Source organism: Micromonospora sp. NPDC048839, from assembly GCF_040649915.1.
Taxonomy (GTDB): domain Bacteria; phylum Actinomycetota; class Actinomycetes; order Mycobacteriales; family Micromonosporaceae; genus Micromonospora.
In genome coordinates, this window is sequence record NZ_JBEZGL010000010.1 from 53934 (window position 1) to 66489 (window position 12556).

A 12556-nucleotide genomic window follows, 5' to 3' on the forward strand; every position below is an offset into this window, starting at 1 on the left:
CGACCCGTCACCAGCGAGTTGTCTCGTTCTTGTTGCCGAGCGCGGCCCACACCTCGGAGACCGTCTGGTAGAGGGTGCCCTCGGGCAGTCGCTCCAACGCCGCCACGATGTCGTCCGGCGCCTCGTTCTCCCGGGCGCTGGCGATGAGCACCAGGCGGTCGCCCGGCAGCGCGCTCATCGAGATGAACCGGCCCAGCCGGCTGCGCTGCTCGACGTCGGTGGAACTCATCCCCTGCGGGGTGCCGGTGCGCAGGTCGCCGGCCGGGGCGGTGGTCGTCTCCGGCTGGTCCTCGCCAGCCGGTTCCGGCACCCGCGACTCGTCGACCCGAGAGCCACCGGTCCCCGGCCCCTGTATGAGGCCGCTGACCTCCTGACTCATCTGTTCGTCGATCCTCGGTCCGTGCTTGCTGTTGCCACGCTCCATGCCTTCTGCGCTACCCGGCACCCCGCCCGGTAAACCGGCACCGGGCCACGAACCGGCCCGCAGGCCGGACATCCGGGCGACAACCGGCGTTCAGTCGTCGGCGGGCTTGCGCGGTGGCAGCACCGGCTCGTCCGGATCCGGGTCGCCGGCCTGCAACTGCCGCCCGCGCTGCACCTCGGCGTTGATCTGCACCCCCAGCATCAGCGCCGAGTTGGACAGGTAGAGCCAGACCAGGAACGCGATGGCCGCGCCCAGGCTGCCGTAGGTCGTCTTGTACGAGGCGAAGGTGGCCACGTAGAAGCCGAAGCCGAAGGAGACCGCCGTCCAGGAGACCAGGGCCACCGCGCCGCCGGGGGTGAGCCAGCGGAAGCGGGGTTGGCGCACGTTCGGCGCGATCCAGAACAGCAGCGACAGCAGCACCATCATGACCATGGCGAGCACCGGCCACTTCGCCACACTCCACACCGTCCGGGCCAGGCCACCGGCGTTGATCAGATCACCCACCGCGTCGGTGACCGGGCCGCTGACGATCAACGCGAGGGCGACCACCGCGAGCAGCACGAGCGTCACCGCGGCCAGGCCGATCTGTATCGGCCGCAACTTCCAGACCGGCCGACCCTCGGTCACCCCGTAGATGGAGTTGGAGGCCCGGGTGAACGCACCGATGAACCCCGACGCGGACCACAGCGCGCCGAGCAGACCGAAGCTCAGCAGCACCTTGGCGTTGTGTTCCTGGACCACCACGGACCGGAGTACGCCGACCACGCCGCCGTCGTCGTTGGTCAGCACCGACCCGGCGCCCACCTGGTTGGCGAGGTCGACCACCGTGTCCAGGGTCCGCTCCCCGTCGGAGACCAGACCGACCAGGGCGACCACCACGATGGCGGACGGAAAGAGTGCCAGGACCCCGTAGTAGGTGAGCGCGGCGGCCCAGTCGGAGCAGTTGTCGTTGACGAAGTTCTGCACGCTGCGGACCAGCACCCCGCGCCAGGTCCGCCAGCTCAACTGCCGCATCCGCCGGGGGACACGCGTGCCGCTCGCGTCGTCGCGCGTCGTACCGGGCTCCGTGGTCGTCATGCCCGCTCCCTGCGCCCCGGCCACCGGTATGACCGGTCGTCCGGTCGGGCCTGGCCACCGATACCCGGATCGGGAAATCGAGAAACTCGGCGGCGTCGCGCTCGCCGCGCGTATGGTTTGCCGCCGCGTCAGCGGGGAACGGTCAGGGTGACCCTGTCGGCACGGAGGAGGACGAGATGCCCGGGCGCGAGGACCTGCCCAGCACGCTGCGACGCTCCCCGGAGAAGGCGCAGCGCACCTGGGAGAAGACGCACGACTCGGCGGTGGAGACCTACGGCGAGGGGGAGCGGTCGCACCGGACCGCCTTCGCCGCGGTTAAGCACCAGTTCGAGAAGGTGGGCGACCACTGGGAGCCGAAGGGCCGCAAGGGTCCCAGCGACCAGCAGGCCGCCGGCGGCGGGCCGGAACGGCGAGCCCCCACCGCCGGTGGAGTCGACGCCAACGCCAGCAAGGACCACCTCATGGCGGTGGCCCGCAAACTCGACGTGCCCGGCCGGTCCAGCATGACCAAATCGGACCTGGTCACGGCGATCGAGAAGGCCAACGACCGAGCCACCCGCAAGGCTCGCGGCGACTGACCGCCACCGCGACCGACACCACCGACACGGTACGGGCGGACGCGCCACCCCTGCGTCCGCCCGTACCGTTCACCAGTGCCCGCCGCCGGGCGCCTCGATGTGCACCGCCTTGGTGGCGGTGAACTCGTCGAGCAGTTCCGGGCCGTAGCCGAAGCCCTGCCCACTGCCCCGTCGTGGGTGCGCGGCCCCTCCCGGCGCGCCCCCGAACACCGCGTTGACCTTCACGGTGCCAACCGGCAGCTCCCGCCAGGCCCGCTGCGCGTGACTCATCGACGCGGTCAGGACCGTGGCGGCCAGCCCGTACGGGGAGTCCGCGGCACAGCGCAGCGCCTCGTCGAACGAGTCGACGACCACCACCGGGGCGACCGGCCCGAACGTCTCCTCCCGTACCAACGGCATGTCGTGCCGGCAGTCGGTGACCACGGTGGCCGGGTAGAACGCCCCCGGCCCGCCGGGCACCTCGCCGCCCACCCGCACCCGGGCGCCGGCCGCCACCGCCGCCGCGACCTGCCCGTGGACCTGATCGCGGTGCCGCCGGTCGACGAGTGGACCCAGCTCGGTGTCCGGGTCCGTGCCCGGCCCGACCCGCAGGGCGGTGGCACGCCGCACCAGCGCGGCCACGAAGTCCTCGGCCACCTCCCGGTGTACGTAGATCCGCTCCACCGCCACACAGAGCTGCCCCGCGTTGGCGAACGCGCCCAGCGCGGCCTGCTCCGCCGCCCACTCCGGGTCCACGGCCGCGTCCACGATCAACGGATCACTGCCCCCGTTCTCCAGCACCACCTTCGCGCCGGTGCGGGCCGCGGCGGCGGCGATCGCCCGCCCGGTCGCCGTCGATCCCACGTGCGCCACCACGTCGACCTCCTGGGCGGCCAGCGCCGCACCGACCTCGGGGCCGCCGGTGAGCAGCGACAACACGCCAGCCGGTAACGCCTGGTCCAGGGCCCGGGCCAGCAGCCAACCCGTCGCGGGAGTCCGCTCGCTCGGTTTGTAGAGCACCACGTTGCCGGTCACCAGGGCGGCACCCAGCAGCCCGCAGGAGACCGCCACCGGGTCGTTCCAGGGCGTCAGCACGGCCACCACACCGCGCGGCTGCGGGGTCATGAAGTCCAGCGCGTCCGGTGCGCCGTTCAGCGTCCGCCCGCCGCGCAGCGGAGCCAGCTCCGCGTACTGTCGCAGGGTGCCGATGCCCGCCTCGACGCCGCCGCGGGCGTCCGCCAACGGCTTGCCCATCTCGGCGGTGACCGCCGCCGACAGCTCGTCGACGGCCTCCGCCACCGCGTCCGCGGCCCGGTGCAGCGCCGCGGCCCGCTCGGCCGGCGCGGTCGCCGCCCACTGGGCGACCGCGTTGCGGGCCGCCTGCGTCGCCTTGCCGACCTCGTCGGCGGTGGCCACCGGCACCGTGCTGACCGGCGAGTCGTCCGCCGGGTCGCGCACCACCAGCTCACCGCCGTCGCCGCCCGCGCCCCACACCCCACCCACCAACTGCGCAACCGTGTACATGCGGCGCTGCATGCCCCGGCCCCGGCCGGGCAAACGCGTTTCGCCCGGTTGCGCGCCGGGTAGGCGGATCGGATGACAACCACCGCCGCGCAGAGCGTGGACGCCGTCGTCGTCGGGGCCGGTCACAACGGCCTGGTGGCGGCCAACCTGCTGGCGGACGCCGGCTGGGAGGTGGTGGTCCTGGAGGCGACAGCGGTGCCCGGCGGCGCGATCCGCTCCGCCGAGGTGACCGCGCCCGGCTACCTCAGCGACCTCTACAGCTCGTTCTACCCCCTGGGGTACGCCTCACCGGTGCTGCGCGGCCTCGACCTGGGTCGACACGGCCTGTCCTGGCGGCATGCGCCGGACGTGCTGGCGCACCTGCTGCCGGACGGTCGGGCCGCGGTGATCAACCGGGACCCGGACGTCACGGCCGCCTCCCTTGAGCAGTTCGCCCCCGGCGACGGCAAGCGCTGGCTCAACGCCTACACCGACTGGTGCGAGGTGGCCGAGCCGATGCTGACGGCGATCACCACGCCGTTCCCACCGGTACGCGGCGGGTTGGGTCTGCTGCGTCGGCTGCGCGTCGCCGGTGCGCTGCGACTGGCGCGACGCCTGGTGGTACCGGTCCGCAAGCTCGGCGACGAACTCTTCGACGGCGCCGGCGGGCCGGCCCTGCTCGCCGGCTGCGCCCTGCACACCGACCTCGCGCCGGAGGAGGCCGGCTCCGGGGTGTACGGCTGGCTGCTGGCCATGCTCGGCCAACAGATCGGCTGGCCGGTGCCCGAGGGCGGCGCGCAGCAGATCACCAACGCGCTGGTGGCCCGGCTACAGGAACGCGGGGGGACGATCCTCTACGGCGCCCGCGTCGACCGGGTGCTCACCGCCCGCGGCCGGGCGATGGGGGTACGCACCGAGGGCGGCACACTGTGGCGCGCCCGCCGGGCCGTGCTCGCCGACGTGCCCGCCCCCGCGTTGTTCCTCGACCTGGTCGGCGCGGCGGCCCTGCCGTCGCGGCTGGTGGAGGACCTGGCGCACTTCCGGTGGGACGGGTCGACGCTGAAGGTGGACTGGGCCCTCTCCGCGCCGGTGCCCTGGACCAACCGGGAACTGGCCGGCGCCGGCACCGTGCACCTCGGCGCGGACCTCGACGGGTTGACCCACTACGCGGGGGAGTTGGCCCGTGGCGAACTGCCCCGTGACCCGTTCCTGCTGGTCGGGCAGATGTCGGTGGCCGAACCCAGCCACTCCCCGCCGGGCACCGAGTCGCTCTGGGCGTACACGCACCTGCCGTTCCGGCGGGACTGGCGGGCCGAGGACGTCGCCGGGCACGTGCAGCGCGTGGAGGACGTGCTGGAGGCGGCGGCGCCGGGTTTCCGGCAGCTCGTCGTCGGCCGACACGTGGCCGGACCGGCCGACCTGGAGCGGGACAACCCGAGCCTGGTCGGAGGCGCGCTCGGCGGGGGCACCGCCGCCGCGTACCAGCAGCTGTTCCTGCGCCCGATCCCTGGCCTGGGCCGGGCGGACACCCCGGTGGACCGGCTCTTCCTGGCCAGCGCGTCGGCACATCCGGGCGGCGGTGTCCACGGGGCGCCGGGCGCGAACGCGGCCCGCGCGGCGCTGGCCCGAGACCGCGCCCTCACCGGCCGCGCCTACGCCGCAGCCATCGCCACAGCCCACCGCTCCATCTACCCGAACTAACCCCCACCCCCACCCCCGCGCCGCCCCCACCCGCCCCCCGTTCGCGTTGATCATGAGGTTATTGCGGCGACACGCCGATGCGAGTGGCGATAACCTCATGATCAACAGGCGGGGCCGGGCCGGGTGGGGCCGGGTGGGTGGGGCAGGGTGGGTGGGTGGGGCCAGGGGTTGGGGTCAGTGGGTGATGTTGCGGTGTTTGTTGCGGAGGCGGAAGGGCATCAGGGCACTCTCCACCTTGGTCGCCGTGGTCATCTTGGACATGCCGTCGCGCCGCTCCTCGAAGCGGATCGGCACCTCCAGGATGGTGTGCCCCAACTTGGTGGCCAGGTAGTGCATCTCCACCTGGAAGCTGTAGCCGTTGGACTGCACCCGGCCCAGATCGATGTCGCGCAACGCGTCCGCCCGCCAGATCTTGAAGCCGGCGGTCAGGTCCCGGATGCGCACCCGCAACAGGGTGTGCACGTAGAGGTTCGCCCAGCCGCTGAGGGCCCGACGGTACAGCGGCCAGTTCTCGTCCAGTTCCCCACCGGGCACGTAGCGCGAACCGATCACCACGCTCGCCTGCGTGGACAGCAGCGCGCCCAGCATCCCCGGCAGCGCCTCCGGCGGGTGCGACAGGTCCGCGTCCATCTGCGCCACGTACTCGGCGCCGCCCTCGATCGCCCGGGTCATCCCGTCGACGTACGCGCGGCCGAGGCCCTCCTTGCCGGCCCGGTGCACGACCTCCACCCGGTCCGGATGCTCGATGGCCAGCTTGTCGGCCACGTCGCCGGTGCCGTCGGGGGAGTTGTCGTCGGCGACGAGGATGCGCAGGCCGGGCAGCGGCAGGGCGAGGACCCGCTCCACAAGCGTCGGCAGGTTGCCCGCCTCGTTGTAGGTGGGCACGACAACGGTCAGGCGTGCGTCCCGCCACGGCGACGGCAGCTGCACAGGCTCGATCATGCGGACATCCTCGGTTTGCGGACGGGGGCTCCCGGAGAGGGTATCCAGTTGTCACATTCGGGTTGAAGGGGCACCCCTTCCGGGCGTTGCGGACGGCGGTGCCACGCCGGGCTCGGCATCGATCCCGCTGGTCGAGACTGGTGCGTGCCGGTGGCCGCGACGAGCGGTTAGCGTCTGGCACGGCGTCGATGCGGCCGGCCAACGGTCAGCGTCGGCGACGGGCCACGGCGGTGAGACCGAGCACCACCGCGGCGAGCGCGACACCGGACACCACCGGCTTGTGGGTGCCGACCCAGAGCGCCGCCGACCGGTTGCGGGCCTGGTCGCGGAACACGCCCGCCGTGCCCCGATCCGTCTCCTCGTCGCCGGGATGGTCCAGATTGTCCCGCCAGGTGTGCGGATCGATCTCGTCACCGGTCTGCTGGCTGTCGTAGCCGTCGCGGGCCAACTTCCGGTCGAGCAGGCCGGGAAAGAGGATGTCGGCCAGCCGGGCCTGCCACGTCGGGCCGCCCACGTTCAGCTCCCGGGTGCCACGGTCGGCGGCCCACACGATCGCCCGGGCGGCCAGCTCCGGCGTGAAGATCGGCGGCACCGGCTGCGGATGCCGGGGCAGCCGGGTGCGTACCCAGGAGAACTGCGGTGTGTTGACGGCGGGCAGCTGCACCATCGTGAGCTTCACCCCCGGACAGTCGTGCAGCAGTTCGGCGCGCAGCGAGTCGTTGAACCCCTGGATGGCGTGCTTGCTCGCGCAGTACGCCGACTGCAACGGGATCCCCCGGTAGGCCAACGCGGAACCCACCTGCACGATCGTCCCCCGCGCGTGTGCCCGCATGTGCCGCAGCGCCGCCAGGGTGCCGTGCACCGTGCCCAGGTAGGTCACCTCGGTGACCCGGCGGAACTCCCGCGCGGGGATCTCCCAGGCCGGCGCGAACACCGACACCATGGCGTTGTTGATCCACACGTCGATGCCGCCCCACCTGTGCACCACGTCGTCGGCGGCCTGCTGCACCGCTCCCGCGTCGGCCACGTCGACCCGGTACGCGCGGACGTCGGTGGCGCCGCGCTGTCGGCACTCCCGCTCGGCGGCGGCCAGGCCCGCCTCTCCCCGCGCCAGCAGCGCCAGCCGGGCGCCCCGGGCCGCGTACGCGTGGGCCACGGCCCGACCCACGCCGGCGCTCGCTCCGGTCACCACCACCGTCGGCGTCACTGCTGCCCTTTCCGTCGGATGGCGATGTCGGCGAGCCGGTCCAGCGTCTCCCGGTTGCGCAGGTGCAGCACCAGGTCGTTGACCTTGTTGCGGACCCAGCGCAGCGGACCGGCGGCGAAGTCCTCCCCGAGGCGGACCCGGGTGCCGCCCTCGTCGACGGGTTGCAGCGTGAAGGCCACGATCGCCTCGCCGGCCGGCCAGAGGCCCGCCTTCAGCACGAGCCGGTGCGGCGGCTCGCAGACCAGCACCGTCGACGTGTCCTGCAGGGAGAACGGCCACGGCCCGGCCCGGTGGTGCAGTTGGCTGCCCACCCGGGGCCAGGCGTCGTCCACGGCACGCACGTGGGCCGTGCCCACCACCCAGTCGCTGTACGTCCACCCGTCGGCGAGCACGTCGAACACCTGCTGCGGGGGCGCGTCGATCACTTTCTCCACAATCGCCACTGGGCTTCCATACCCCCGGCGGGGCGAGGGCTAACGACCGGCGGGTTAGCTTCTCCCGGACGGCGGGTAAGGCCGACCTGGGACACCGCCGGCGGCGCTGCCCACCCCCTGAGCGACGACGTTTACTCCTTCGGGCGCAGGGAACCCGCCGCCTGTGCGACAGGACCAGGAGGATCCGTATCAGCGCAGGTCAGCCCCGGTTTACGCCGCTGCTGACCGCGCCGGTTCCGCCGGGTCCGGGCGCACCCCCGGCGGGAGCGCTCGACCCGTCCTCTACGACGCGGTGCTGCTGGACCGCGACGGCACCCTGATCGAGGACGTGCCGTACAACGGCGACCCGGAGAAGGTGCGGCCGGTGCCGGGGGCGCGGGCGGCGCTGGACCGGTTGCGGGCGGCCGGGCTGCGCCTGGCGGTCGTGACGAACCAGTCGGGCCTGGCCCGGGGCTATTTCAGCGGCGAGCAGATGCGGGCGGTGCACGCCCGGGTCGAGGAGCTACTGGGCCGGTTCGACGCGTGGCTGGTCTGTCCGCACGACGACGCCGACGGCTGCGACTGCCGCAAGCCGGCGCCCGGCCTGGTGTACGCCGCCGCCCGGGAGCTGGGTACGACCGCGTCCCGGTGCGTGCTGGTGGGCGACATCGGCCGGGACGTCGCCGCCGCGTTGGCCGCGGGGGCGGCGGGAGTGCTGGTACCCACCCCGGTGACGCGACCGGAGGAGATCGCCGCGGCCGGCTGGGTGGCCACCGACCTACCGGCGGCGGTGGACGAGATCCTGCGCCGCCAACAGGCCGTGCGCCCCGCGACCGCGCCGGACGGCCAGGTGCGGACGGCGTTGGTGGTCCGCTCGGATTCGGCGGGGGACGTGCTGGTCACCGGGCCGGCGATCCGCGCCGTCGCGGCCGGAGCGCAGCGGGTGGTGCTGTTGTGCGGTCCCCGCGGCCGGGCCGCCGCCGACCTGCTGCCCGGCGTCGACGAGATCATCGAGCACCCGCTGCCGTGGATCGACCCGATGCCGGGGCCGGTCGACCCGGAGGCGGTGCGGAGCCTGACCGCGCGCCTCGGCGCGGTCGGTGCGGACCAGGCGGTGGTGTTCACCTCGTTCCACCAGTCCGCGCTGCCGCTGGCGTTGCTGCTGCGGATGGCGGGGGTCGGCCGGATCGCGGCGATCAGCGACGACTACCCGGGTTCGCTGCTGGACGTCCGGCACCGGGTGCCGGTGGGCGTTCCCGAACCCGAACGTGCCCTCTCCCTCGCCGCCGCCGCCGGCCACCGGTTGCCCGACGGCGACGAGCCCGTGCTCCGGCTGCGCCGCGACGCCGTGCCGCCGCGCCCGGCCGCTCTCGGCGACCCGGGGTACGTGGTGCTGCACCCCGGGTCGGCCGCGTCGAGCCGGGCCTGTCCGCCGGAGGTGGCGACCCGGATCGCCGGGGCACTGACCGCCGCCGGGCACCGGGTGCTGGTGACCGGCGGCCCGGACGAGCGCGCGGTCACCGCCCGGGTGGCGGCGGCCGGCGGCACCGACCTGGGTGGTCGAACCGACCTGGCCGGGCTGGCCGGGATCATGGCGGACGCCAGCGCGGTCGTGGTGGGCAACACGGGTCCCGCACACCTGGCCGCCGCGGCCGGTGTGCCCGTGGTGAGCCTCTTCGCGCCGACCGTCCCGTTCGGCCAGTGGGGGCCCTACCGGGTGCCCACCGTCCGGCTCGGCGACGCCGCCGCACCCTGCCGGGACACCCGCGCGACCAACTGCCCGGTCCCCGGGCACCCCTGCCTGAGCGGCATCGACCCGGACGAGGTGGTCGACGCGCTGCGGACGCTCACCGTCAGCGGTGGTGGCCGGCGATGAACATCCTGCTCTGGCACGTGCACGGATCCTGGACCACGTCGTTCGTGCACGGCGGCCACCGCTACCTGATCCCCACCACACCCGACCGCGGCCCCTACGGCCTGGGCCGGGCCCGTACCTACCCCTGGCCGGACAGCGCGGTCGAGGTCACCCCGGAGGACCTGCCGGGCGCCGACGTCGACCTGGTCATCCTGCAACGTCCCGAGGAGATCGACCGGGCCGAGGCGTGGCTGCGCCGCCGCCCGGGTCGCGACATCCCGGCCATCTACGTCGAACACAACACACCGAAAGGCGACGTGCCCAACACCCGGCACCCGATGGCCGACCGCGACGACCTGATCATCGCCCACGTCACCGGGTTCAACCAGATCTTCTGGGACACCGGGGCCACCCGCACCACGGTGGTCGACCACGGCATCGTCGCTCCCGCCGTCTCCTACACCGGCGAACTCGACCGGCTCGCCGTGGTGATCAACGAGCCGGTACGGCGGGGTCGGGTCACCGGCACCGACCTGCTGCCCCGGTTCGCCGAGATCGCGCCGCTGGACGTGTTCGGGATGGGCGTCGCCGGTCTGGCCGACCACCTCGGGCTGCCCGCCGACCGGCTCGTCAGCCACGACGACGTGCCCCAGGACCGGATGCACGCCGAGCTGGCCCGGCGGCGCGCGTACCTGCACCTGTGCCGGTGGACCTCGCTCGGGCTCAGCCTCATCGAGGCGATGGCGATCGGCATGCCGGTCGTCGCGCTCGCCACCACCGAGGCGGTGACGGCGGTGCCCCCGGAGGCGGGCGCCCTGGCCACCCGGACCGACGTCCTGCTCGACGCCGCCCGCCGGTTCATCGCCGAACCGGCGACCGCGCGCCAGGCCGGCGCGGCGGCGCGGACCGCCGCGCGGGACAGGTACGGCCTCGACCGTTTCCTCGCTGACTGGGACCGGCTGCTGGAGGAGGAAGTATGCGGATCGCGATGATCTCGGAGCACGCCAGCCCGCTCGCCGTCCTCGGAGGGGAGGACGCCGGCGGTCAGAACACGCACGTCGCGGAGCTGTCCGCCGCGCTCGCCGCCGCTGGGCACGAGGTGCGGGTCTACACCCGCCGGGACGCGCCCGACCTGCCGGTGACCGTACGCAGCCCGGACGGGTACGACGTGGTGCACGTGCCGGCCGGCCCGGCCGAGCCGGTGGCCAAGGACGCGTTGCTGCCGCACATGCGCGACTTCAGTAGTTGGCTGATCGAGCGTTGGCGGGGCGGGGACTGGGTGCCCGAGGTGATCCACGCGCACTTCTGGATGAGCGGCCTGGCGGCGCTGACCGCAGGCCGGCAGACCGGGGTGCCGGTGGTGCAGACGTACCACGCGCTGGGCACCGTGAAGCGCCGCTACCAGGGCGTGCAGGACACCAGCCCGGCCCGACGGGTCTCCTACGAGCGCGAGTTGGGCCGCTCGGTGGACCGGATCGTCGCGCAGTGCCGCGACGAGGTCGGCGAGCTGGTCCGGATGGGCGTGCCCCGGTCCCGGATGACAGTGGTGCCCTCCGGGGTCAACCTCGCCACCTTCGCCCCGCTCGGGCCGGCCGCCGACCGGGAGCCGGGACGGGCCCGCATCCTCACCGTGGGCCGGCTTGTCGAACGCAAGGGCTTCCAGACCGTGATCCGCGCGATGGCCCTGGTCGGTGACGCCGAGTGCGTGGTGGTCGGCGGGCCGCCCGAGGGGCTGCTGGAGACCGACCCGTACGCCCGGCGGCTGCGGGCACTGGCCGAGACCTGCGGGGTGGCCGACCGGGTGCACCTGGTCGGCGCGGTACCGCGCGAGGAGATGGGCCGCTGGTACCGCTCGGCGGACCTGCTGGTCGCCGCACCCTGGTACGAGCCGTTCGGGTTGACCCCGCTGGAGGCGATGGCCTGTGGGGTGCCGGTCGTCGGCACCGCCGTCGGCGGGATCCGCGACACCGTGGTCGACGGGACGACGGGTGACCTCGTGCCGGCCCGGGACCCGCAGGCGCTGGCCGGCGCGATCCAGGGCCTGCTCGACGACCGGATCAGGCGCTTCGCGTACGCCACGGCGGCCCGCGAGCGGGTCCGCACGCGGTACTCCTGGGCGGTCACCGCCGAGCGGCTGGTCGAGGTCTACAGCGAGGTCGCCGCCGTCCGCCGTCCGGCCCGGGTGGTGGCCTGATGCCGGCCGGCAGCCTGCTCGACACCCACCTGACGAACCTTGCCGCGGCGCTGGTGCCGTACCGGCGCTGTGAGTCGCAGCTGGCCCGCTGGGGCGCGGACCTGGCCCACCGGCTGGCCGCCGGGGGGCGCCTGCTGGTGGCCGGCAACGGTGGCAGCGCCGCCGAGGCCCAGCACCTCACGGCCGAGCTGGTCGGCAAGCTGCACGACGACCGCCAGCCGCTGTCGGCGATCGCGCTGCACGCCGAGACGAGCGCGCTCACCGCCATCGCCAACGACTACGGCTACACCGACGTGTACGCCCGTCAGGTCCGCGCCCACGGCCGTCGCGGCGACGTCCTGCTGCTGCTCAGCACCAGTGGCAGCAGCCCCAATCTGGTCAGCGCCGCCCGGGCCGCCCGCGACGCCGGCCTGACCACCTGGGCCCTCACCGGCGCCATCCCGAATCCCCTCGCCGACGCCTGCGACGAGGTGCTGGCCGTCGCGTCGCCGGACACCCAGGTCGTGCAGGAGTTGCACCTCGTGACCAGTCACCTGCTCTGCGAGTACCTCGAACAGGAGTTGGCCGCGACCACCGACCCGGCGCTCGGCCACGACGTGCCGGCACCGGTGCGGGCCGGGGTCGAAGTGGTGCTCGACGGTGGGTCCGGACAGCAGGTCGACGCGTGAGGGATGGGGAGGTAG

General features: G+C 73.9%; 12 protein-coding genes. 6 read left to right on the plus strand and 6 right to left on the minus strand.

Annotated elements, in window-relative coordinates; all coding sequences use genetic code 11:
• Positions 1-7 precede the first annotated feature (7 nt).
• Together AB0C25_RS20020 and AB0C25_RS20025 are read right to left on the minus strand one after the other, a co-directional pair.
• A complete protein-coding gene (locus AB0C25_RS20020; RefSeq protein ID WP_357375170.1) occupies positions 8-424 on the minus strand; it encodes a DUF2795 domain-containing protein in 417 nt (138 codons plus the stop codon).
• A 90-nt stretch (positions 425-514) separates the two neighbouring features.
• Positions 515-1501: a YihY/virulence factor BrkB family protein gene (locus tag AB0C25_RS20025; RefSeq protein WP_357375172.1), complete on the minus strand. Its 987-nt coding sequence runs from the start codon at positions 1499-1501 to the stop codon at positions 515-517.
• Positions 1502-1677: 176 nt separating this feature from the next.
• On the opposite strand from AB0C25_RS20025, the gene AB0C25_RS20030 reads away from it, so the two are divergent.
• Complete coding sequence (locus AB0C25_RS20030) at positions 1678-2079, plus strand: ChaB family protein (protein ID WP_357375174.1); 402 nt, start codon at positions 1678-1680, stop codon at positions 2077-2079.
• A 69-nt stretch (positions 2080-2148) separates the two neighbouring features.
• On the opposite strand, the gene AB0C25_RS20035 is transcribed toward AB0C25_RS20030, so the two are convergent.
• Complete coding sequence (locus AB0C25_RS20035; RefSeq protein ID WP_357375177.1) at positions 2149-3582, minus strand: aldehyde dehydrogenase family protein; 1434 nt, start codon at positions 3580-3582, stop codon at positions 2149-2151.
• Between the two features lie 72 nt (positions 3583-3654).
• Here AB0C25_RS20035 and AB0C25_RS20040 point away from each other — a divergent pair, with 72 nt between their 5' ends.
• Positions 3655-5262, plus strand: coding sequence for an NAD(P)/FAD-dependent oxidoreductase (locus AB0C25_RS20040; protein WP_357375179.1), 1608 nt, complete (start codon positions 3655-3657; stop codon positions 5260-5262).
• A 174-nt stretch (positions 5263-5436) separates the two neighbouring features.
• Here the strand turns inward: AB0C25_RS20040 and AB0C25_RS20045 are convergent, their stop codons facing one another.
• The 3 genes from AB0C25_RS20045 to AB0C25_RS20055 all read right to left on the minus strand — a co-directional run bounded on the left by AB0C25_RS20045 (position 5437) and on the right by AB0C25_RS20055 (position 7854).
• Positions 5437-6204 carry a polyprenol monophosphomannose synthase gene (locus AB0C25_RS20045; protein ID WP_357375181.1) on the minus strand — a complete coding sequence of 256 codons (768 nt, stop codon included), beginning with the start codon at positions 6202-6204 and terminating at the stop codon, positions 5437-5439.
• A gap of 205 nt (positions 6205-6409) precedes the next feature.
• Positions 6410-7411, minus strand: coding sequence for an SDR family oxidoreductase (locus AB0C25_RS20050; protein WP_357375183.1), 1002 nt, complete (start codon positions 7409-7411; stop codon positions 6410-6412).
• Positions 7408-7854: an SRPBCC family protein gene (locus AB0C25_RS20055; RefSeq protein WP_357375185.1), complete on the minus strand. Its 447-nt coding sequence runs from the start codon at positions 7852-7854 to the stop codon at positions 7408-7410. The genes AB0C25_RS20050 and AB0C25_RS20055 overlap by 4 nt, the downstream gene beginning before the upstream one ends.
• 283 nt (positions 7855-8137) lie before the next feature.
• Between AB0C25_RS20055 and AB0C25_RS20060 the strand changes: the two genes are divergently transcribed.
• The 4 genes from AB0C25_RS20060 to AB0C25_RS20075 are packed head-to-tail and all read left to right on the plus strand — an operon-like array spanning position 8138 to position 12541.
• A complete protein-coding gene (locus tag AB0C25_RS20060) occupies positions 8138-9700 on the plus strand; it encodes an HAD-IIIA family hydrolase (RefSeq protein WP_357375188.1) in 1563 nt (520 codons plus the stop codon).
• Positions 9697-10671, plus strand: coding sequence for a glycosyltransferase (locus tag AB0C25_RS20065; RefSeq protein WP_357375190.1), 975 nt, complete (start codon positions 9697-9699; stop codon positions 10669-10671). The genes AB0C25_RS20060 and AB0C25_RS20065 overlap by 4 nt, the downstream gene beginning before the upstream one ends.
• The gene (locus AB0C25_RS20070; RefSeq protein WP_357375192.1) at positions 10656-11873 is read left to right on the plus strand and encodes a glycosyltransferase; all 1218 of its coding nucleotides are present in this window, start codon (positions 10656-10658) and stop codon (positions 11871-11873) included. Before AB0C25_RS20065 ends, AB0C25_RS20070 begins: the two co-directional genes overlap by 16 nt.
• Positions 11870-12541 carry an SIS domain-containing protein gene (locus AB0C25_RS20075; RefSeq protein ID WP_357375558.1) on the plus strand — a complete coding sequence of 224 codons (672 nt, stop codon included), beginning with the start codon at positions 11870-11872 and terminating at the stop codon, positions 12539-12541. Before AB0C25_RS20070 ends, AB0C25_RS20075 begins: the two co-directional genes overlap by 4 nt.
• The last annotated feature ends 15 nt before the right edge of the window (positions 12542-12556 follow it).